This is a genomic window from Rhizobium sp. NZLR1b (assembly GCF_019685155.1).
In the GTDB taxonomy this organism is placed as follows: Bacteria; Pseudomonadota; Alphaproteobacteria; order Rhizobiales; family Rhizobiaceae; genus Rhizobium.
Genome location: NZ_JABDWC010000024.1, coordinates 1 through 20,912, shown reverse-complemented (window position 1 = coordinate 20,912; position 20,912 = coordinate 1). Strand labels below are relative to the sequence as shown.

Below are 20,912 nucleotides of genomic sequence, written 5' to 3'. Positions count from 1 at the left end.
ATGTTCAGATTCTGATGGTTTGATGTCTCGGGTTTTAAAAAAATGGCTGCCGCCGACCTCGTAATCGACGACAGCCAAGTTGCCTGGGAGGGCAGGAGAAAAGAGTTGAAACCCCAGATGGCGATAGTAAGTGCACTTTCTGTCAGTCGCGGATCGCAGTCCCGGTTACTGGATCGAACCAGTGCAATTTCTCCAGGTCGACAGTCAATGGCAGCACCTGATTGGGTCGAGGCGTCAGCGCCGGTGGTATACGCGCCACGAGCCGGTTCTTACCCTTATTGAGAAAGTCTTCGGTATCTTCAGCATCGTTGATATTGACCGACGGTGACGCGATGTCGAAGAACACGAAGGTGTCGGCTCCAAGCGCTTCGGCAACCGGGATCTGCTCGTTGAACAACGCCTCGGCCTCGGGACAAACCTTAAACATCTCTGGGCGAATTCCAACAATGACTTGTCGCCCGGCGAAGGCCGACAGTGCCCCCTGGGCTGGGACCGAGAAGGATATTTTCGTTCCAGTTACCGCAGCTTTTAGCGACCCGCCTTCCGCCGTCAGCTCGACCCGAACAAAATTCATGGCGGGCGAACCGATGAACCCCGCGACGAACAGATTGGACGGCTTGTCGTAAAGCATCTGCGGCGTATCGATCTGCTGAAGATTACTCTCCTGTCCATTAAACACCGGCTTCAGCACAGCCACACGATCGCCCATGGTCATAGCCTCGACCTGATCGTGGGTCACATAAAGGGTTGTGACGCCGAGCCGCTGATTAAGGAGCTTCAGTTCGCCGCGCATCTGCACGCGGAGTTTTGCATCCAGGTTGGAAAGAGGCTCATCCATCAGGAACGCCATGGGATGGCGAACGATCGCCCGGCCCATCGCCACGCGTTGGCGCTGACCGCCGGACAATGCCCCGGGCTTGCGCTCTAAATAACGGGTAAGATCAAGCATTTCCGCTGCGTCGCGAACCAGCTTGTCGATCTTGTCCTTGGGCATTTTTCGCTGCTGCAGACCGAAGGCCATGTTGTCGTAAACGGTCATATGGGGGTAAAGCGCGTAGTTCTGAAAAACCATCGCAATATCCCGGTCCTGGGGTTCTGTCTCCGTCACGTCAGCGTCATCCATGAGCAGCCGGCCGCTGTTGAGCGCTTCAAGACCCGCTGCCATCCGCAATAGTGTCGACTTGCCACAACCCGACGGGCCGACCAACACGACGAATTCTCCGTCCGCGACCGAAAAACTTACATTCGCAACGGCAACGGTCCCGTCCGGAAAGGTCTTGCCGATCCCGTCGAAGGTCATGGACGCCATTTTTATGTACTCCCGCATTTTTCAAGGAGGCAAGCCGCACCGTTTGTGCGGACATGCCCCTCGCCTTTGGTTCCGGCTTTAGCCGATGTTCACAGCCTTGCCGGTCGCGACGGATTCCTCGATCGCCGCCAGGATCTTTGTGTTTGCCAGACCGTCCTGCGCATCTGCCAGCAGCGGAGCGTCTCGCACGACGCTATCGACAAAGCGGGCAATGGATTCCAAGACAAAACCGCCGATCCGTGTCGCGCCGGTTGGTGTTATGCCGATGTAGTCATTGTATTTCAGTCCGCCGTCGACGATCTTGCGCAGGCCGCCATTATGGGTGGGGTCCGCCTGGACCTGGCCCTTTTCACCAACGAACTCGATCTTGAAATCAACAAGCGAAGGATTGTCACGCGACAGGATCCAGCTGTTCTCCATGGTCACGACCGTGCCCTTGGAAAATTCAAGCACCGACACATGGAAGTCTTTCGTATCCACGCCGGCGGCAAATAGGGTACCCGAGCGGGCAACCGAATAAACACGCACGACTTCGTCTGCGAGAATGAAACGTAGGACATCGACGAGGTGGCTGCCCAGGAACCAGAGTGCCGAAGACTTTGCAGCCCAGCTCAGCATTTCGAGCGGAACGAATGTCGTATTCGAAAGACGCGCGGTCCCGTGTTTGGCCAAGCCGATCTGACCGTTTTGGATCATGTCACGAACCTGGGCGAGGATCGGATTCACACGGTTGTGGAAATCAATCATCAGCTTGCCCTTGGACTTAGCGGCAGCCGCAGCGATTTCCTCGGCTTCACGCACCGTCGTCGCAAGCGGCTTTTCGCTCAACACGTGTTTATCGGCTTTCAGAGCCGCTAGAATGATCGGCGTGTGGGTAAAGTCAGGCGTTGCGACCGAGATGGCGTCGATCTGATCGCTTGAGATCAGCTTCTGGTAGTCGGTGAAGGCCTGCATTGCGCTGTAGCTTTCCTTCATCTTCAGCGCCCGGCCCTCATCAAGATCGCAGACGCCGACCAGATCGGTCTCCGGCAAGACATTAAAGGTATGGGCATGATTGCCGCCCCAGAGACCGGCGCCGATGACGCCCATTCGCAGTCTATTCATTTCATTACTCCATTCATAAAGGAAAGCTCAGCCCTTCACCGAACCAAAGGTGAGGCCTCGTACGACGTATCGATCGAAAACAAGGAAGATGATCATCGGAGGTATCATCGCGAGCACTGCGGCGGCGGCGATGTAGTTCCAGGTCACTCCGCTCGTTGCGAAATACCCAAGTGTTCCGATCGGAAGGGTGGCGGTCGAGCGTGAGCTCAGCACCAGCGGAAAAGCGGCGTTGTTCCACGCGAACACGAAGGCGAACATCGAGGTAACAATGATCCCAGGACGAACGATCGGTAGCGTGATCCGCAACATGATCGTGTACCAACGGGCGCCGTCCACCCGGGCAGCTTCCTCCAGTTCCACTGGCACCTCATCGATAAAGCTCTTCATCAACCAGACGGAAAACGGGATCGTCAGCGTCTGTAGGACCAGGATCATCGAAAAGTAGGAACCCTGGAGGCCAATGCGCGTGATGAGGATGAAATATGGGATCAGAAACGCGACCGGCGGGGCCATCAACAGCCCGAGATACCACAACATGATGTTCTTCTTGCCGCGGAGCTTGAAACGGGACAACGCGTAGGCTGCGGGAACCGAAAAAGGCAGATTGAGTAGCACAGCACCGATCGCGACGATGAGGCTGTTGACCAGTTGCGGCGCGTTGGTGCCAGGATCGACGAGGATGTGCCGGAATGCGTCGAGATTGGGCTCGAATGTGAGTTGCGGCGGCATGGTGAACGCCGTCTCGGCCGGCCGGATCGCAAGGGCGATGAACCACAGGATCGGACCGACGAAGATTGCCAGGAAGAGGAGGCCGGCGGCGTAGGTGAGTGCCGTGTTGAAGCTCGTGTGTCGGCGCGACATTTTACCACTCCTCGTTTCGGAACGCGAAGAAGACGTACAGTGCAACGATGACGTTGACGATCAGCACGGTGATCCAGGTCATGGCACTGACCAGTCCGATGTTGAAGTTCACAAGGCCCTGTTCGTAGAGTGAGTATCCAAGGGTGCGTGTAGACGTGCCCGGTCCGCCGCGCGTGAGCACAAGCACCGTGTCGAAGGTGTTGAAGATCTGCATGAAGCGCAGCATGACGATAATGATTGCGGTGCGTTTGATCAGCGGTAGCTTGATCCGCATCAGGATCGTCCATGCAGACGCGCGATCCAGGCGTGCGGCCTCCAAAATCTCGTCCGGCACGGCCAAAAGGCTCGCATAGAGAACGATTGCAAAGAACGGTGTCCACTGCCAGATGTCGACGAAGAGGATCGCCGCGAGTGCTGTCGATGGCGAGCCAAGAATTCCTTCTGCGGGAACGGGGAGCCAGAGCGACTGCAACACCCAGCTCAACAGGCCACCGCCGGGATCATAGAGGTAGCGGAACAAAAAGCCGACGACGATGGGCGCGATCGTTGTTGGCAGGATCAGCAGGGCCCGCACGATGTTCATGCCAGGCAGTGCCTTGAGCAGAATGAGCGCGATCGCCAGGCCAAACGTGAACTCAAGTGCCGTGCCAAGGATCGACAGGATCAGGGTATTGGTGAGCGCGGCGCGAAAGTCGAAAGCGTTGAAGGCCTGCACATAATTCTCGAACCCAATGAACTGGAGCGGCTCCGGGCCGATTTGCAGGTTCCAGAAATAGAAGCTCGATCTTAGGGCAAACAGCAAGGGGTAGGCGATCAGAGCGAGCAGCATCACCACCGAAGGCGCAATCAGCAAGTAGGGCAGGTTTCGTCGGATAAAGCTCTTCCGGGCGGGCCCGAGGGCTCGCGGAGAGCAAACAGTAGTCGTGTGCATTGCCAGATCCAGTTCTTCTTCACTTGGCTGCCGGCGCGATCGCTCTCGCGCCGGCCCGAGGAGAACTCTAATTAGTTCTTGGCGATCAGGGCTTTGGCCCCATCAAGAGTATCTGTGTAGCTATCCTTCTGATAAGGGATCATGAGATTGCCCTTCAGGATGCTCTCGAACAGGCTGTTGGCGCGCTCGAGGCCGGTCTTCGGCTCTTCGCTACCGGTCAGAAGCTGGTTCAATGTGAGACCCAACACGCTTTCGATGGCTGTGTAACCAGGGACAGGCGGGCGTGTGATCTTGCCGTTGCCCTGCTTCATCATCGCATACTGCACATCGAGGTAAGGATAGATCGCCTTGACTTCCTCGTCTTGATAGAGCGAAATGCGCGCAAAGTCGGAGAACTGGTAGTTGAGGTCCGGCCAGAGGGCCATTTTCTTCTGCGTGGCTTTCGAGGTCGCCCATTTGATAAAGGCGTAGCCTGCTTCTTGCCTTTCGGAACTCGATGGAATGCCAAGGCTCCAGCCGCCGAGACTAACCGTCTGAGGCACGCCCTCGGCCTTCGGCAAGGCCGCCGTTACGTACTTATCCATGATGTCCGACTTTTTGCCGGTCATGTAGCCCGAGTTCTTGATTAGATAGAAGTACGGGGTCCACCAGTAGAACATGCCGATATCGCCCTTGGCGAAACGGGTGCCGGCATCGAACCAAACATAGTTGATCGCTTCAGGCGGAGACAACTTGTAGAGCTGCCTATAGACTTCGACAGACTTGATCCAGGCGGGGCTCGTCAGTTGCGGGGAGAAATCCCACGGAGCGGCCGGGAAAGATTTGAACCAATTCGCGCCGTGGCTTGCCGACACCTGCGTAAACATGTGGACGATCGGCGACGGCTGGGAACCGCAAACGACGGTTGGAAAGAGCGGCTTACCGGCGAATGATTTGCCTTCCATCGACTTCAGTGTGTCGATGTATTTCGTCCAGGTCCAGTCTTCCGATGTCTCGGTCGGCGGCGCTGCAATGCCGAGTTCGTCAAAGACGTCCTTGCGATACATGACCCCCTGCGCATAGGCGGCAACCGGCAGTGTGCCAACTTGGCCGCGCCACATATTCGAGGAGTAAAGGACCTCGGGGATGAAGTCGGAGAGGTCGAATTCGCTGTCCTTGGCAATAAAATCGTTCAGCGAGATGATCCAGCCGTTGTCGAGATATTGCCCGAGCCACATCTGGTCGACGACGATGACATCGGCGTCGGAGGTCTTGGCGACAAAGGCAGACACGAGGCGCGATTGAAGGGCGTCATAGGAGAGACTCTCCAGTTCGACTTTGATGCCGGTTTCCTTCTCGTATTCTGGCACCAGCGCCTTCATTGAGAAAAAAAATGGGTCTTCAACGGACAGGACGCGCACGGTGTTCGCATCCTGCGCGGCACCCCTCCGTGGAATGGCCAATGATCCCGCGCCAGCCACAAGAGCTGCGACGGAAGCGCTTTTCAGCAGGTCACGTCGCGACATATTTCCGATATCGATTGTCATAAACAGCCTCCTCAGTTGCTTCGTATCCCAACCCCGGCCCTTCAGCGCAGCCCCTGGGCTTCCGCTTGTCGATACTGAGATTGTTACCCCTAATGTGCTTTTTGTAAGCGGTTAGTTTGTACCTCGCACAAACTTATGATAGTGTCAAGAAGTTGGCGCGGCGAAAATTCCGGCGCGGTACTGCGGTTGTCATCGAGGTCCTGCTTGCATCACCGGAAAGGGCCTTATGTTGTATGGCCGTTCGATAATGTACGGGCTAAAAGGATCCGGTAGATTGGAGAAGAGAATTGAAGTTTGAGAGCCAGCCGTCCTATTCGTTGGGCCAGCGCACCCCTGCCAGCAGAGAAGTCGCCGTCGGCGAGAACGGCGGTAACGTGACACTTGTCTCCCAATCGGCGCTTGGAGCGATAAACCGCGGTCGCGTCCTTCAAGCCTTATATGACAACGGACCCAAAAGCCGGGCAGATCTCGCTCGACTTGCAGGTGTCAACCGGACCACGATAACCGGTATTGTGCAGCCGATGATCGAAGACCAGCTTCTTATTGAGGGAGATGCGTCGCCTTCCGACGTCAAAGGCGGCAAGCCGGCTCGTCCGCTTTATTTTAACCCCGATGCACCGATGCTTGGCGCGGTCCTCCTTCTGCCCGGCACGATACAAACATGCCTCGTGGCGTTAACCGGTGAGATCAAGGCCGTTGCGAAAGCTGAATTTGATACGCATGGCGACACAGAAGCATTCATCGCGGTCATGACGGAGACGCTTACTGCCACACTGTCTCAGGCCCAGCAGGCGCCGTTTGGCATTGGCGTGGCCTCTGCTGGAATGATCGACAGTGACAATGGAACCATTCTCACCGTCAATCTTGCTCCCGTTCTAACGGGACTTCCCCTCGTAGCAATACTACAAGAACGCTTCTCTCTTCCGGTTGCCATCGATCACCACCCCCGTGCCTTGCTTGTTGGGGACAGATGGTTCGGACCCGGTCGCGGTCAACAAAATTTCGCAGCGGTCTATACTGGCGAGGTTCTCGGCGGCGCCTTCTTCATCGACGGCAAGGTCTATCGTGGACTCGCCGGATCCGGCGGCGAGCTCGGGCACACCGTGGTGCAGATCGATGGTGCCCCTTGCAACTGCGGAAAGCACGGCTGCTGGGAGACGGTCGCTGCTCTTCCGTGGTTACGAAAGGAAGCCGCCCGAATGGGCTTGCCGCATCCCAAGAGCATCACCTGTGCCAGGCTTGTCAAGGAAGCAGACGAAGGCTCGAATGCGGCAGAGGAGCTTCTCGTCCGTTACACACGGAACGTGGCTTTCGGCATCGTCAATCTGCAGCAAACACTCTCCCTCAACTCCTACGTCCTTCATGGAGACGTCGCCGGAGGCGGAATGAAGGCAGCAGAGCTGATCAGGCAGCATGTAGAGCAGCTAGTGGTGAAGAGACCTGGTCAGGAGATATCGATCACGGTGAATGGTATCGGCGAAGGCCATACGGCTCTGCGCGGCGCCGCCGGTTTGGTTTTATCCAGCCACCTCAAGCTGGTCATTTGAGGCTTTGTAGCGACACCGATATGCAACGAAGGGGCTTGCGGACCTGTTGTGTCGATTCGCGCCGGGCAAGGCCTGTCCGGTAGGCTTCTTAAAGAGACTCAGGCGCGCTATCGAATTTTCTAAGGTCGGGATTTGGGCTTGCGACCGTTAAGGTAAGGACTGCCATCGTCTGCGACGGCGGCGGAAAAGAGAGAGGCAAAGAACGGAATGCAGGCCGCCCCGATCGCGCCGGCGCGAGGGCCAAGTCGAGAGGCCTCAACTGCGGCAGCCTCCAAGCCGCGCGACGGGCCAAGGATTGGCTGACTGGAAATTGCGCGTACCAGCCTGTCTGTCACTAGTTCTGGCAGCCGTCCCCCAAGGACAATCAGCGCGGGGTCGAACATCGCCGTAGCTACACGCACCGTCTCGCTGAGCTGCTTTCCGGCGCGTTCAATCCAGATTTCTAACGCCGCTTCGGCGCTATCTGGTAACCGATCGAGGTCGATGAAGTCGTGGATGGCGAAGCCGGCACTGTTGAGGGTGGCAAAAAGGTCTTGGCCGGATGGGCGCGGCTGGTCGTACGGGTAGAGAACTCCGGGCAGGCAGGCGTTTCCATTGACACCGCGGTACGGCCGCCCGTCGATAACCGCCCCTCCCCCGACACCGTGTCCGATGTGAATGAAGAACATCGGATCAGGCTGCGGGATGCGTCCGCCGAACACATACTCTCCGAGCGATGCAGCTGTTCCATCATTCTCGATGTAATAGGGCGCTTCGAAAGTCGCTTTAAAAGCTTGGTCCGCCTCACCATCATCGAAAGCCGGGAAGAAGCTGTGGGCCTTGAGGATGTGCGACATCGTGCCGAAATTGCCGGGCACCGAGCAGCCGACCCCGAGAAGGCGATCTTTAGGCGTGCCAAGATCGGTCAGCATCGCTGCGATAGCAGCCTGCGCCGCCTCTGCCACAGACAAAGCTGTGCTGGTCTCGATGTCTACAGATCGGGAGGTAAGAATCTTACCCGCTAGATCAGCAATTGCTACCTCCATTCGGGAGACCGAGAATGTTATTCCCGCGGAAAGATATCGGTCAGCCCGCAAGCTCAGCAAGCGCCGAGGCTGGCCTTGGGCGCCGGTCCGCTCGACCACCTCGATCAGAAGTCCGATCTCAATTAAGCGACCTATCAGCCGAGTGACAGAAGCACCTGTCATGCCGGACCGTTCCGCTAGGTCGACCCGCGCAATCTGCTTGCCTACGAAAATCAGTTCGACCAGTCGTCGTTCGTTCCGTGAAAGGTCCATTGGTTCCAAGAGTGTCAAATTGTCAGCAGCCAAACAGCTATTGCAATATATATTAAATTACGCAATGTAATTAATCTGTCATGAGGATCCTTTAAGAAAGCCAACCGGAATGACCGCCAAAATGAAATGGGAGAACACCATGCACCAGATCAAACGATTGTTGAGCCTCGCCGCCGTGCTGATCGCGATCGCCTCTCCGGCCTTGGCAAAGAGTCTCGTCGTTTATTCACCTCAGGGGGAAGAGAACGTTCAATGGATAATCGACCAGGCTAAAGGCGCCGGTCACGACGTGCAGTTTCTGCGCGCACCCGGAGGAGAACTTTTTGATCGGCTGGTCGCCGAGAAGAACAACCCCCAGGCCGACGTCGTACTTGGCATGGTCGACGCGTCTATGGCTCTGCTCAAAAAGAATGGCCTGTTCCAGCCATACACACCAGCCTGGGCGGCGGACCTGCCTGCGCACTACAAGGACAAGGAAGGCATTGTCTACAAATTCTGGAGCACACCGGTCGTCATCGCCTATGAGTCTGACAAGCTTGCCGCTGAGCGGGCGCCGAAAAGCTGGCTGGACCTGACAAGGGGCGAATACAAAGGCAAATACGTCATCGGCAACACCGCCTGGCAGACGACAAGGGTCTATCTTGCCGGCATCTTGGCCCGGTTCCTCGACGACAAGGGCGAAGTCACTCAGGCTGGATGGGATTTTCTTGGCGCATTCTATGCGAACGCGATCGTTGTCGATGACGCCGATGCGCGCAAGGAAGCCTTCAAATCGGGCGGTGCGATCATCAATCTGAACTGGTTCGGCGGCGTCATCAAGGACGCCAAGGAGCTCGGCATGCAAGTCAAGGTCATTGACCCGGAAGGTGGCACGCCCGTCATCTCTGAAGGCGTGGCGATCATGGCGGGAACCGATCAGCTGGAGCAGGCAAAGGCATTCGTCGACTGGTTCGGCTCTGCCGATGTCATGGCCGGCTACGCCAAGAAATTCGGTCAGGTTCCGGTGCTGCCGGCGGCGTTGGCCAAATCACCGCCAGAGGTGCAGGCGAATGCGAAACTAGTCAAGGCGCAGCCGATCGATTGGGATGCCGTCGCGCCCAAACTGGACGGCTGGTTGCAGAAGATCGAGCTAGAAATCCGGTGAGGATGTAGGGCCGGGCGACGCAGATCGCCAGGCTTCTCAGGAGTATGTTTATGCCGACCCCGATCCTCATCATCGATAAACTGCATATTGGCTATGGCGACAAGGTTGTCATCAGCGACCTCTCGCTTGAGATTCACGAAGGCGAGTTCGTTGCTCTGCTCGGGGCTTCCGGCAGCGGCAAATCCAGCGTCCTAAGGACCCTGGCTGGCTTTCATCCGGTCATGAGCGGTCGGATTATTCTTGAAGGAAAAGATATTACCATCGAGCCTCCGGAGCGGCGCAACGTCGGCATGGTATTCCAGAACTATGCGCTGTTTCCAACGATGACGGCTTTCGAGAATATCGCCTTTGCTTTGCGTGTGGCGAAGATCCCGCAGGGCGAGATTGTCAAGCGTGTCACCCAGATCGCCGAAACATCCGGGATTACGGAGCAACTGCACAAGAAGCCCGCGACCATGTCAGGTGGGCAACAACAGCGGGTCGCGATTGCGCGCGCGCTCGTCGCGGGCTCCAAGGTGCTTTTGTTCGACGAACCATTGTCCAATCTCGACGCCAAGGTGCGAGTGACGATGCGCCGCGAGATCAAGAGGCTCCAGCAGGAATTTGGCTTCACGGCGGTCTTTGTCACGCATGATCAGGAAGATGCACTCACCATGTCCGACACGATCGTCGTGCTGGCGAACGGTGGCGTTGAACAGATCGGTGACGGACGTACTCTTTATCGAAAGCCCGCGACGCCGTTCATCTGCGAGTTTATCGGCACCGCCAACGAACTGCTCGCACCGGTTGTCGCGCAAATTCTGGGCCGCGACGTTCAGGGGCGCATCTTTGTCCGCCACGAAGATGTGTTCGTCGGGAAAGCGGTAGAAGCCGGGTTGCCGGCGACCGTCCGCCATGTGGAATTTCTTGGCGCCCACAGCCGCATCGACCTGGATGCCGGCGGACACTTAATTTCGGCCGCCAGGATGGGGCACGAGTTACCTGAAATCGGTGAGACCGTGTCCTGGACGGTCCGGCCGGGCTCGGCGCATATCTTCGAGGAAGCGGGCAGATGAACCGCGCGGCGCCCGTCGAGCGCGTAGTCTATTGGATCGGAGTGGCGGCCCTGATCTGGATCGTCATCACCTTCCTGATCCTGCCGCTAGTCGCGTCACTTCATGCGGCCTTTTTCAAGGACGGCAGCCTGGTGGTCGGCCAGATCGCAAGCGAACTTTCAAGATCACGAAGAGTGCGCGCTGCCCTTTGGAACACGCTTTGGATGACGTCAGCGACCATGGTTACGGTGACCATTGTCGGGATGTTCCAGGTCGTCGTCCTTGAATATTTTCACGTACGCGGTCGCGCACTCTTGAAAATCGCCTATGCAACGCCCCTGGTCTTCGGCGGTGTCGTTGCGGCGGCGGGCTACAACTTCACCTATGGTCCCAGCGGTGCGGTGACACATCTGGTGAAGGCCGCCGTCTCCAGCCTCCCGCAAGCCTGGTTCATCGGCTGGTTTGGCGTGCTTTTCACGCATACCTTTCTGATGACCAACTTTTACTATCTTTTTCTGCGCGCTGCGATGCGCCGCGTCGACTACGCAACAATCGAAGCTGCGCGCAGTATGGGTGCCTCGGAATATACGATCCTGTGGCGTGTGGTACTGCCCGCGATCATGCCGACGTTCCTCGCCGTCACCCTTCTCACCCTTTACACCGCAATCAGCTCTTTCGCCGCCCCTCAGGTGCTGGGCGGTCGCGATTTCCACATGCTGAGCCAGATGGTGCTGACCTTGAACAGCCTGCGCCGTCCCGACATGGCCGCCTTACTCGCGCTTATGATGGGACTATGTCTCATGGCGCTTATACTGCTGTCTCAATATTTCGAAGCGCGCGGCTCCTATGTCGGCGGCGCGAAAGCGACTGCGCCCATCCAGCTACGCAAAATTTGCAGCCCCATCGGCAATGCAGTGCTACATTTGTTTGCCTATCTTCTCGTGGCTATCTATACGGTGCCGATCGCGCTTGTCGTACTCTTCTCCTTCGCCCCTGCCGCGAGCATCGGCATCGAAGTGATCCCATCCAGCCTGACACTGAAGAACTATACCCGCGTCTTCACCGAAGGCAGCGCCTTTCTTCCGTTTTTCAACTCCATAGTGATGAGCCTTGTCGCGGTATCGGCGGCGCTCGTCGTTACACTGTTTGCCGTCCCGGTTATTCTTGGCCGCCGCAGTTGGCTGACGCGCCTTCTGGACATCACTTTCTTCCTGCCATGGGTAGTTCCTAGTATTCTGCTCGCTGTCGGGCTGATCGTCACCTTTGACTCGCCAAACCCGCTCGTTGGAAACGCAGTCCTCCTCGGCGGCTACTGGCTCCTGCCGATTGGCTACGCCATCGTCGCCTTGCCGCTGATGGTGAGGTTCCTGAGGGCCGCCTTCGTAGGAATTGATCCGGCCTATAACGAGGCCGCCCGCTCGATGGGCGCCACCGGTCTTTATCGCTATCGCCGCATCATTCTGCCGATAGTGGCGCCGACTGTAATCCTCGTCGCCGGGATGGCCTTCAACGATCTCCTGTCGGAATACCCCTTGTCGGCCTTTCTATACAACGTCAATAACAAGCCGCTGCCGATTGCAATCGTAGACAGCTCGCTGTCTGTCGATCCTGAGCAGGCGGCCCTCAACCTCGTCTACGTCAATCTGATCATGGTGTTTTCAATGGCGATCATTCTGTTGGCTGAGCGGATCGGCCTTGGCAAAGGTCCAGAAACCACAACATTGTAGAACAGGAGACTGATCCATTGGATACCTGCATCACCGTCTGGCATTGGCCGCACCAGGAGCGTTGGTACGACGAAGGCATTCGCAACTCGCTCACCCTCATTAAGGAAGCTGGCTTCACACACATCAACTGGAATCCCGACTCCGGCAGTTCGTACTGGCTGGCCGACGCCGAGATCGAGTTTACAAGCAGGATCGTGGCCGATGCTGGGCTGAAAGTGCACTCGGTTCATGCCAGCAATGGCCGCAATCCTATCACCGAGATCGGCTACAAAAACCCTGGCCCTTTCGCGATGGAGACGCGCAAGGACTTCCTGTCGCCGCATGAATGGCAGCGCCGCAGCGGAGTCGAGCTGTTGCGTAACCGTGTCGACCTGGCGGCCGCGTTCCAGTCCCCCAATATCGTTCTGCACATCGATATCAACGACAACGTCTTCGGCAGCGAAGCCGCCGAACGAGCGTTCTTCGACCCCCTTTTCCAGTCTCTCGACGAAATCAGGCCTTACTGCGTCGAAAAGGGCGTCCAGATTGCCGCGGAAACTCTCCTCTGCGCCAACGCCCAGAATTTCCTCAACCTCTATGATCGGCTGTTCGCTCGATACGGCAAGGAGTTCATCGGCGTCTGCTTCGATTGTGGTCACTGGGAACTGATCGAGCCAGGCAAGCTCAGCGTGCTTGAGCGTTTCGCGGATCGCGTCATTGCTACTCACATTCACGACAATTTCGGAGCAGTGGATGACCATCTCTTGCCATTCGACGGACGATTAGATTGGCACACGATCGCCTCGGCGATCGCCTCAACTCCTTATCAGACTCCGCTCAACTTCGAGACGCCAATTGACCGGTATGGGATACCAGAATCCGCCTACTATCGCCGCGCTCACGGTGTTGCTGTTAGGCTTGAGGAGATGGTAGCCGAGGCGCGCGAGAGGAAAAGCAGTGATGGCGAATGCGCCTGCCCTCGACAATTCTTCACTACGTCGTGACAAAGGTAGCAGCGTTGACGTTTGAACCGTTCCGCGGTCCAGATGGATGGACAGTTTAGACCAAAGAATCTGTCGGCTTCGTCGGTGTCGTCGAATGGGTCAGCAAATGGCCTTCGGGGCAGCGATAGCCATCGGTCTCGGGTTCGAAGACGAACGTCGACTTGCGCATCATGACGGGCTTGGGCGGAGTGGGATTGCGATAGCCTGTGACGCCAAGGATCTGCCGGTCTTCCAGGCCCTTGGCGATGCCCGGCGTAGCATAGCCGGCATCCAGCCCGTCCGCGCCGACATCGAAGCCGAAACGGGTCTGCTGCCGGTCGAGCCTTGAGAGATAGACGATCGAGTCGTGGACATTGGCTGGCGTGACATAAGTATCGGTGATGATGGCGAGCTTGCCGTCCATCGTGCGATGATCGAGAGAGAAGAAGCCCTTCGGCCTGCCGTCGCGCACCATATAGCCGCTGTCTGAACGCTGCGCGTAACCTTAGTCGTCGTCACCTCCGGCCGGCGTTCCTTGTCCTTCAAGGGCTTCTGGCCGTGCAGCTTGCGTTCGGCCTCGATCGCCGCATCCAGATCGGCCAAGTAGTCGGCGCGCGACTTCTCGACCATTGCAAGATCGTATTCGCCCTTGTTGGCATTGGCCTTCAGATGGGTCGAATCCGTGTAACGCCACCGTGCCGACCAGCCCGTGGCCGATCGCCTGTTCGACGATGTAATCGAAGATGTCCCGGGCAACCGATTTATCGTTGTAACCGCGGCGGTTCTGGGCTGAGCGTCGGGGCGTCGAACACTCGCAGCAATCTGACGGCGGGGAAATCCCCGCCGCTTCGATGTTATTTTGGAAAGACCGGCTTACGCCATGGCCTTCTGCAGGTTCTGGTCGATCTTGTCGAGGAAGGCGGTGGTCGAGAGCCACGGCTGGTCGGGGCCGATCAGCAGCGCCAGGTCCTTGGTCATGAAACCGGATTCGACGGTGTCGACGCAGACCTTTTCGAGCGTTGCGGCGAAGCGGGCAAGCTCGGCATTGTCGTCGAGCTTGGCGCGATGCGCCAGGCCGCGCGTCCAGGCGAAGATAGAGGCGATCGAGTTCGTCGAGGTTTCCTGGCCCTTCTGATGCTGACGGTAGTGGCGGGTGACCGTGCCGTGCGCGGCTTCGGCTTCGACCGTCATGCCGTCGGGCGTGAGCAAAACCGAGGTCATCAGGCCGAGCGAGCCGAAGCCCTGGGCAACGGTATCGGACTGGACGTCGCCGTCATAGTTCTTGCAGGCCCAGACGTAGCCGCCAGACCACTTGAGCGCCGAGGCGACCATGTCGTCGATCAGACGGTGTTCGTAGGTGATGTTTGCTTCCTTGAACTGATCCTTGAATTCGGTCTCGTAGACTTCCTCGAAGATGTCCTTGAAGCGGCCGTCATAGGCCTTGAGGATGGTGTTTTTGGTCGACAGGTAGACCGGCCACTTGCGCATCAGGCCATACATCATCGAGGCGCGGGCAAATTCGCGGATCGATTCATCGAGGTTGTACATCGCCATGGCAACGCCGGCGCCCGGTGCGTTGAAGACTTCCTTCTCGATGACGGTGCCGTCTTCGCCGACGAACTTGATCGTCAGCTTGCCCTTGCCGGGGAACTTGAAATCGGTGGCGCGGTACTGGTCGCCGAAGGCGTGGCGGCCGACGACGATCGGCTTGGTCCAGCCGGGAACGAGGCGCGGCACGTTCTTGCAGATGATCGGCTCGCGGAAGATGACGCCGCCGAGGATGTTGCGGATCGTGCCGTTCGGGCTCTTCCACATTTCCTTGAGGTTGAATTCCTTGACGCGGGCTTCATCCGGCGTGATCGTTGCGCACTTGATGCCGACGCCGTACTTCTTGATGGCGTTGGCGGCGTCGACAGTGACTTGGTCGTTGGTGGCGTCGCGGTTTTCGACCGAGAGGTCGAAATAGTCGATATCGAGGTCGAGATACGGATGGATCAGCTTATCCTTGATGAGCTGCCAGATGATGCGCGTCATTTCATCGCCGTCGAGATCGGCGACGGGATTGGCGACCTTGATCTTGTTCATGTATCTGCCTCGTTCGAGCTTGAATGGGGACGGCGTCCCGGGTGGGTGATGTGATGAGGAGCGCTGCTGGCGCCACAGGCTGGCCTCGCCAACAACCGCGTCGTAATCACGCGCTGATCCCGAATTCGGCAGCTGATCCCGTTGTATGCGCTGATCATCCGCTCCAGCTCATCCATGTTGGGGACGATGATATGTCGAAACTTCTCGATGCGAATGACGCCGCTCTTGCGCAGCCTGGTTATCTGGCGGCTGACGGTTTCAATGGTCAGACCGAGAAAATCGGCGATCTCGGCGCGGGAAAGCGGCAGGTCGAAGGCGGTGGTCGTGGCCGTTTGCGGTTCGGCGTGGGTGGCGATGAGGTGGAGCAGGCTTGCGACCTTCTCCTCGGCGGTGCGCCGGCCGAGCGTCAGCATCCATTCGCGCGCGGCGTCCAGCTCCTTCAGCGCCTGATCGTGCAGGCTGCGCCGCAGTTCCGGCGTCTCCGATATCATGCGGTCGAGCAGGTCGCGGGGAAAGACGCAGATTTCGACATCGGTCGCAGCCTCAGCCGACAGCGTACTTTCGCGCACGAAGGGCCTGCCGACGAAATCGGGGGCGAATTGCAGGTCGACGATCTGCTGGCGCCCGTCCGGCATCACCTTACAGAGTTTCACCACCCCGCGCATTATGTTCGAATAGAAAGAGCTTTCCGACCCTTGAGCGATGATCTCGCTGCCGGCATCGACCTTGCGGCGCAGCGAGTGGCGGCCGAGGTCCTTTAACTGACCGCTCGACAGTACGCCGCAGACGACGCCGTGCCGCGCCTGGCAGGAAGCGCAAGCGACGAGAGTGCCGGCGTCGGAACCCTTACTGCGTGCAACGTCCATGTCCTGATCCCTTCAAAATCCGCGTGTGCCGGATGTGGCTGCGCATGCTGGGCATACTCAGACGCTTACGTCGCGATTGCGGGTTCGGCTATCCCGATTTCCTCCGGCGCGGCTTGATGATTACCAATTTCGCCGGGACCGCGAGTTGATCCAGATCAAAGTTTCCGTGCCATGCTGTTTTTGGAAGCGCCTGCCTCGACACGAGGCCGACCCGCAGAATCCTTCAAACTTGAACGACGAAGCAAAGATCTTCCAACCCTGGGCGACGAAGCTGCCGACGTGTTTGCGCACGAGCATATCCCAAATTGTATGACGGTTACTCGCGACGGGGAAAGGGTTCAGGTCGAAAGCATTACGGGTGCTTCAGCTGGGTCGCCCATACTCCCTAGCCGATTTCGAATTGACGGCCCAGTATGTTTGTGCGACGAACGTACTAAGGTGCGCGCGGCTGGTGCGGCCTGAACGCGATCGACGTTGTGTCAGATGACATCCTGAAGGAACGGGCGGATGACTGTCTACCTAATCGGAATCGACGGCGGTGGCACCAGCTGCCGAGCTGCAGTCGCCGGTGCGAACGGGAGTATCCTTGCGCGGGCTCAAGCCGGGCCAGCTAACATTCTCTCCGATCCGGATACGGCCGTCGACAACATTGCCAGTGCGACCCGCGCGGCTTTCTACGCAGCTGGCATCAATGCGCGTAGCATCGCCTCGGCGCGTGCAGTACTTGGGGTCGCAGGCAATAGTGTCGGCGAGGCCGTTCACTACGTGAAAAACAGGCTACCCTTCGCCCAGGCGGACATCGAGTCAGACGGGCTGATCGCGCTACAAGGCGCGCTTGGTGATAAAGACGGAGCCGTCGCCATTTTAGGAACAGGCACGATCTACATTTCCCGCCACTGCGAAACGGTGACCTACGTCGGCGGATGGGGCTTTACTGTGGGCGACCTCGGCAGCGGTGCTCGTATTGGACATGCGCTTTTGCAAGAAACGCTGCTCGCATATGACGGCATCCACGAGATGTCCGCGATGACCGCCTCCGTCCTTGCGGAATTCAAAAATGACCCGCGCAATATCGTCGAGTTTGCGCGGCATGCAAAGCCCGGCGCTTTCGGCCGCTATGCGCCGCGCGTATTCGAGCACATGAAACGGGGCGATGCTGTCGCCGCGCGCCTGTTGCAAGAAGCCGCTGTTTCAGTTGACGAAGCACTTGATCGTCTAGTCGCTCGAGGAACGCAGAAGATTTGCCTGCTCGGGGGATTGGGGCCGCTGTATTCGTCCTGGATCGCTGCACGGCATCAAAGTCTACTGGTAACGCCCGAAGGCGATGCACTGAGCGGGGCCGTGGCCCTGGCTGTGTCGCGCTTCGGGCATCTGAAAGCGATCGAATGAGCGACACGCTTGCGGCTATGCTTCCAGGATGGGGCACAGACATCAACGGCGCCGGTCCGCTCTATCAAAGGCTTCGCCTGGCGCTTGAAAAGGCGATCCTGTCGGGTAAACTCAAAGTGGGCGACGTTCTTTATCCCGAACGAGACCTCGCTGAACATGTCCGCGTTAGCCGTGTAACGGTCCGCAAAGCAATCGACCATCTCGTGCAAGACGGATTTCTGGTTCGCCGGCGCGGCTCAGGAACCTTCGTAGCCGGATCGGCGGTCCGCGCAGATCAGCCTCCGTCACGCGCGTATCTTTTGACAGGTGGCATTTCCTGGCTTGGATCGGGCACGAAAGTCGAGTGCATCGAGCGCAGCACGTCCCATCCCGCACCAGAGGAGATGATGACACTCGGCCTGTCAAGCGACAGTCGCGTCGTGCGCATCACCCATTTGCGGAGCTCGGCGGGCCAGCCGATTGCGATTGAACGCATATGCATTTCCTCCGAGTTCCTGCCCGACGCTCGTACCGTTACCTGTTCCATCTGCAACACACTCGCGGACGCAAACTTTAGACCCGTTCGTGCGATCCAACGCACTTTCGCACTTAACATCGAAGATCCGGACGCCACAACGCTTGGCGTCGCGGTCGGAACGGCTGGGCTTTTGACAAAACGCGTTGCCTATCTTGCTTCGGGCCGCGCGATCGAATTCACCCGCTCTCTTTTCCGAGGCAATGCCGAAGGTTTCGTCAGCGAGCTCACCTTTCTCGAAAACTGACCCCTCTTCTTACAAGACAGGATCCTATCTTGCACGCCACCATGCACACGAACATGCGCCGAAAGATCGACGAAGTTCAGAAGCTGCGGCCAGATTGCTCGGTCGCTTAGCGAATGACTTGGCTGCCTTCGATGCGGTTTGCGCGCCCTGGACTCCGAATTCGTCGTCACAGTCGCTCGAGGCTTGTCCGACCACGCCGCCATATCCCTGAAATATTCAATCGAGCTAAGCGCGAAATTGCAGTCGCTTCGATTCGGCTGTCACTCGCATCAAACTACGGTCTCGAGCCCAACTTGGTCGCGGGCCGCCTTCCCAAGGCAGCCACGCGCGCCGTCGCCGCTTGGATTGCTCTGACAAATACGCTTCCCGCTTGCGGGACCCACCAACGCCATGAGCATGCTGAGCACAAAGGTCGGCTTGGGCCTGAAGACGACGCAGATCTCTTGGTGTTGACCCTAAGTTTGAGTTGAAGTCGAGCTGGACAGGTAGGCCAAAGGGTTTCGAGACAAGCGATCATGGTGATCTTGGATCAAATTTGCACAGGTTCTCCAATCTCATGGTCGATGCTTTCCGCTCGGAAACCTGCTGGCTTTGGCTGAGTGGAACCAGCACGCCATGAAGATTGCGATACTCTCGCCGCTTGAACGAACCTGCGACGCCAGTCAGGGCACCAGCGATCGACATGATTGTCATCATCGCAGCGTACGACGCGCCGCAGACAGTGGGAGACCTAGAACTCCACCATCGGTGCTCCGATGTTGCGTTATATCCGACGAGGGTCATGATGAACCGACGCCCCCTGACTGTGCGCGACCCGCCCTACTCGCGCCGACCGTATCTCGTAGATCTGGCGGGCCTCGTTCTAATCCAATTTGGCAACAATCGGCCCCTGCTTTGCTAACATTTCAACCAGCCCTTCCGCCTCAAGATGATCCATTACCCAGGTTTCCTGGCGGCTTACTGAAGATTGGGAGTTCGCGCCTGCGCTGTGGCGATGATCCATTGCTTTGTTCTAAGTTCCGGATTTTCATGCCGCATCACGTCGGTCACGACGGCGACGCTATCCGCCCCGTGAGCAAGGACGCCTTCGATCCGTTCGACATTCAACCCGCCGATGGCGACGAGAGGCAGGTCGCCGATGCGCGATTTCCATTCGCTCAGCCGCGTCAGCCCTTGCGGCGGCCATTTCATCGGCTTGAGGATCGTCGTGTAGACCGGGCCGAGTGCGATATAATCAGGCCTTGCTGCCAGTGCGATTTCCAACTCGCGTTCGTCATGCGTTGAGACGCTAAGCTTCAAGCCACTCGCTCGGATCGCGTCGAGGTCCGCTGTCGCAAGGTCCTCCTGGCCGAGATGGACGAAGCCGCAACCTTCCTCGATCGCAAGCCGCCAGTAGTCGTTGACGATCAGCTGACATTGATGTTTAGCGCAGACTGCTACTGCGCGACGAATCTCGGCGCATAGTTCAGTCCTCGGACGATTCTTGATGCGCAATTGCACCAGCTTGACGCCAAGCGGTACCAACCGGGCAATCCATTCGCCGCTGTCCACGATCAGGTAGAACGGATCGAGCTTCATGTGAACACCGCCTTTCCGATCACCGGCGTAGAGGGGACGGCCATGTCGCGCGGCTCCATCAGGCCGGCGTTAAAGGCTTGATTGCCGGCGGCGATTGCCGCGGCAAAGGCGGCTGCCATCGCCGCGGGATCTCCGGCGCCGGCAACGGCGGTGTTGAGCAGAACTGCATCGAAACCGAGCTCCATCACCGCAGTTGCGTGCGACGGCCGGCCGATGCCGGCATCGACGATCAGCGACACGTCAGGGAAATGCGCCCGCATTGCTCTGAGCGCTGTCGGATTGAGCGGCCCGGCGGCACTGCCGATCGGTGCGCACCATGGCATCAGTACCTTGCAGCCGGCGTCCAGCAGTCGTTCGGCCACAACCAGATCGTCCGTCGTGTACGGGAAGACTTCGAAACCTTCGCTGACGAGGATGCGAGCCGCCTCGACGAGACCGAAGACATCCGGCTGTAGCGTATCATGGTTGCCGATGACCTCGAGCTTGATCCAGTCGGTGGCGAACAGCTCGCGTGCCAATTTTGCGGTCAGCACCGCTTCCGCGACGCTGTGGCAACCTGCAGTGTTGGGAAGGATACGAACGCCGAGCTCGCGGATCATCTCGAAGAAGGCTCCCCCACTGCGGCCGCCAGACATCTCACGGCGAAGCGAGACGGTGACGATTCCCGTCGCCGATTGCTTGACGGCCTCGGCGAGGACGGCAGGAGAGGGGTATCGCGCTGTGCCAAGCAGCAGACGGGAGGTAATTTCGGACCCATAAAGCGTCAGCATCAGTCAACCTCCCTGCATCGGCGACAGGATTTCGATTCTGT

General features: G+C 58.2%; 16 protein-coding genes and 2 pseudogenes. 7 read left to right on the top strand and 11 right to left on the bottom strand.

The window, feature by feature from the left end; translation table 11 throughout:
* Window positions 1-142: 142 nt before the first annotated feature.
* The 5 genes from HJB84_RS26635 to HJB84_RS26615 all read right to left on the bottom strand — a co-directional run bounded on the left by HJB84_RS26635 (window position 143) and on the right by HJB84_RS26615 (window position 5,731).
* Window positions 143-1,309 carry an ABC transporter ATP-binding protein gene (locus tag HJB84_RS26635; RefSeq protein ID WP_127431439.1) on the bottom strand — a complete coding sequence of 389 codons (1,167 nt, stop codon included), beginning with the start codon at window positions 1,307-1,309 and terminating at the stop codon, window positions 143-145.
* 78 nt (window positions 1,310-1,387) lie between these two features.
* Complete coding sequence (locus HJB84_RS26630; protein ID WP_127431440.1) at window positions 1,388-2,413, bottom strand: Gfo/Idh/MocA family protein; 1,026 nt, start codon at window positions 2,411-2,413, stop codon at window positions 1,388-1,390.
* A gap of 27 nt (window positions 2,414-2,440) precedes the next feature.
* The gene (locus HJB84_RS26625) at window positions 2,441-3,274 is read right to left on the bottom strand and encodes a carbohydrate ABC transporter permease (RefSeq protein WP_027681768.1); all 834 of its coding nucleotides are present in this window, start codon (window positions 3,272-3,274) and stop codon (window positions 2,441-2,443) included.
* Window position 3,275: 1 nt separating this feature from the next.
* Entirely contained in the window at window positions 3,276-4,205 is a 930-nt protein-coding gene (locus HJB84_RS26620; RefSeq protein ID WP_127431441.1) for a carbohydrate ABC transporter permease, read from the bottom strand.
* A 71-nt stretch (window positions 4,206-4,276) separates the two neighbouring features.
* Window positions 4,277-5,731, bottom strand: a complete 1,455-nt coding sequence (locus tag HJB84_RS26615; protein ID WP_127431442.1) for an ABC transporter substrate-binding protein — start codon at window positions 5,729-5,731, stop codon at window positions 4,277-4,279.
* A gap of 287 nt (window positions 5,732-6,018) precedes the next feature.
* Here HJB84_RS26615 and HJB84_RS26610 point away from each other — a divergent pair, with 287 nt between their 5' ends.
* Window positions 6,019-7,278 (top strand): ROK family transcriptional regulator, encoded by a 1,260-nt coding sequence (locus HJB84_RS26610; protein WP_127431443.1) that lies wholly within the window; start codon window positions 6,019-6,021, stop codon window positions 7,276-7,278.
* Between the two features lie 119 nt (window positions 7,279-7,397).
* Here the strand turns inward: HJB84_RS26610 and HJB84_RS26605 are convergent, their stop codons facing one another.
* A complete protein-coding gene (locus HJB84_RS26605) occupies window positions 7,398-8,588 on the bottom strand; it encodes an ROK family transcriptional regulator (protein WP_244604858.1) in 1,191 nt (396 codons plus the stop codon).
* Between the two features lie 142 nt (window positions 8,589-8,730).
* Here HJB84_RS26605 and HJB84_RS26600 point away from each other — a divergent pair, with 142 nt between their 5' ends.
* Genes HJB84_RS26600 through HJB84_RS26585 form a run of 4 tightly spaced genes read left to right on the top strand, consistent with a single transcriptional unit; the run spans window position 8,731 to window position 13,443 of the window.
* Entirely contained in the window at window positions 8,731-9,699 is a 969-nt protein-coding gene (locus tag HJB84_RS26600; RefSeq protein ID WP_310865717.1) for an extracellular solute-binding protein, read from the top strand.
* A 50-nt stretch (window positions 9,700-9,749) separates the two neighbouring features.
* Window positions 9,750-10,754: an ABC transporter ATP-binding protein gene (locus tag HJB84_RS26595; protein WP_127431445.1), complete on the top strand. Its 1,005-nt coding sequence runs from the start codon at window positions 9,750-9,752 to the stop codon at window positions 10,752-10,754.
* Window positions 10,751-12,460 (top strand): iron ABC transporter permease, encoded by a 1,710-nt coding sequence (locus HJB84_RS26590; RefSeq protein ID WP_127431446.1) that lies wholly within the window; start codon window positions 10,751-10,753, stop codon window positions 12,458-12,460. The genes HJB84_RS26595 and HJB84_RS26590 overlap by 4 nt, the downstream gene beginning before the upstream one ends.
* 17 nt (window positions 12,461-12,477) lie before the next feature.
* Window positions 12,478-13,443: a sugar phosphate isomerase/epimerase gene (locus tag HJB84_RS26585; protein ID WP_127431447.1), complete on the top strand. Its 966-nt coding sequence runs from the start codon at window positions 12,478-12,480 to the stop codon at window positions 13,441-13,443.
* Between the two features lie 85 nt (window positions 13,444-13,528).
* Here the strand turns inward: HJB84_RS26585 and HJB84_RS26580 are convergent.
* From HJB84_RS26580 to HJB84_RS26570, 3 genes and pseudogenes are all read right to left on the bottom strand, one after another.
* Window positions 13,529-14,234: pseudogene (locus HJB84_RS26580) on the bottom strand (IS5/IS1182 family transposase); the annotation flags it as partial.
* 61 nt (window positions 14,235-14,295) lie between these two features.
* Complete coding sequence (locus HJB84_RS26575; RefSeq protein ID WP_221117390.1) at window positions 14,296-15,507, bottom strand: NADP-dependent isocitrate dehydrogenase; 1,212 nt, start codon at window positions 15,505-15,507, stop codon at window positions 14,296-14,298.
* Between the two features lie 146 nt (window positions 15,508-15,653).
* Window positions 15,654-16,373, bottom strand: a pseudogene (locus HJB84_RS26570) (Crp/Fnr family transcriptional regulator); the annotation flags it as partial.
* 507 nt (window positions 16,374-16,880) lie between these two features.
* Between HJB84_RS26570 and HJB84_RS26565 the strand changes: the two are divergent.
* Together HJB84_RS26565 and HJB84_RS26560 are read left to right on the top strand one after the other, a co-directional pair.
* Complete coding sequence (locus tag HJB84_RS26565; protein ID WP_221117389.1) at window positions 16,881-17,762, top strand: N-acetylglucosamine kinase; 882 nt, start codon at window positions 16,881-16,883, stop codon at window positions 17,760-17,762.
* Entirely contained in the window at window positions 17,759-18,523 is a 765-nt protein-coding gene (locus HJB84_RS26560; RefSeq protein ID WP_131702454.1) for a GntR family transcriptional regulator, read from the top strand. The genes HJB84_RS26565 and HJB84_RS26560 overlap by 4 nt, the downstream gene beginning before the upstream one ends.
* Before the next feature lie 957 nt (window positions 18,524-19,480).
* On the opposite strand, the gene HJB84_RS26555 is transcribed toward HJB84_RS26560, so the two are convergent.
* Window positions 19,481-20,101: a thiamine phosphate synthase gene (locus HJB84_RS26555; RefSeq protein WP_221117388.1), complete on the bottom strand. Its 621-nt coding sequence runs from the start codon at window positions 20,099-20,101 to the stop codon at window positions 19,481-19,483.
* Entirely contained in the window at window positions 20,098-20,871 is a 774-nt protein-coding gene (locus HJB84_RS26550) for a thiazole synthase (protein WP_221117387.1), read from the bottom strand. The genes HJB84_RS26555 and HJB84_RS26550 overlap by 4 nt, the downstream gene beginning before the upstream one ends.
* Window positions 20,872-20,912: the final 41 nt, after the last annotated feature.

What these genes read in the sequence shown, in the direction of transcription:
- HJB84_RS26635 (WP_127431439.1), bottom strand. Translation starts at nt 1,309, where the DNA reads ATGGCGTCCATGACCTTCGACGGGATCGGCAAGACCTTTCCGGACGGG.
- HJB84_RS26630 (WP_127431440.1), bottom strand. Translation starts at nt 2,413, where the DNA reads ATGAATAGACTGCGAATGGGCGTCATCGGCGCCGGTCTCTGGGGCGGC.
- HJB84_RS26625 (WP_027681768.1), bottom strand. Translation starts at nt 3,274, where the DNA reads ATGTCGCGCCGACACACGAGCTTCAACACGGCACTCACCTACGCCGCC.
- HJB84_RS26620 (WP_127431441.1), bottom strand. Translation starts at nt 4,205, where the DNA reads ATGCACACGACTACTGTTTGCTCTCCGCGAGCCCTCGGGCCCGCCCGG.
- HJB84_RS26615 (WP_127431442.1), bottom strand. Translation starts at nt 5,731, where the DNA reads ATGACAATCGATATCGGAAATATGTCGCGACGTGACCTGCTGAAAAGC.
- HJB84_RS26595 (WP_127431445.1), top strand. Translation starts at nt 9,750, where the DNA reads ATGCCGACCCCGATCCTCATCATCGATAAACTGCATATTGGCTATGGC.
- HJB84_RS26590 (WP_127431446.1), top strand. Translation starts at nt 10,751, where the DNA reads ATGAACCGCGCGGCGCCCGTCGAGCGCGTAGTCTATTGGATCGGAGTG.
- HJB84_RS26575 (WP_221117390.1), bottom strand. Translation starts at nt 15,507, where the DNA reads ATGAACAAGATCAAGGTCGCCAATCCCGTCGCCGATCTCGACGGCGAT.
- HJB84_RS26565 (WP_221117389.1), top strand. Translation starts at nt 16,881, where the DNA reads ATGACTGTCTACCTAATCGGAATCGACGGCGGTGGCACCAGCTGCCGA.
- HJB84_RS26560 (WP_131702454.1), top strand. Translation starts at nt 17,759, where the DNA reads ATGAGCGACACGCTTGCGGCTATGCTTCCAGGATGGGGCACAGACATC.
- HJB84_RS26555 (WP_221117388.1), bottom strand. Translation starts at nt 20,101, where the DNA reads ATGAAGCTCGATCCGTTCTACCTGATCGTGGACAGCGGCGAATGGATT.
- HJB84_RS26550 (WP_221117387.1), bottom strand. Translation starts at nt 20,871, where the DNA reads ATGCTGACGCTTTATGGGTCCGAAATTACCTCCCGTCTGCTGCTTGGC.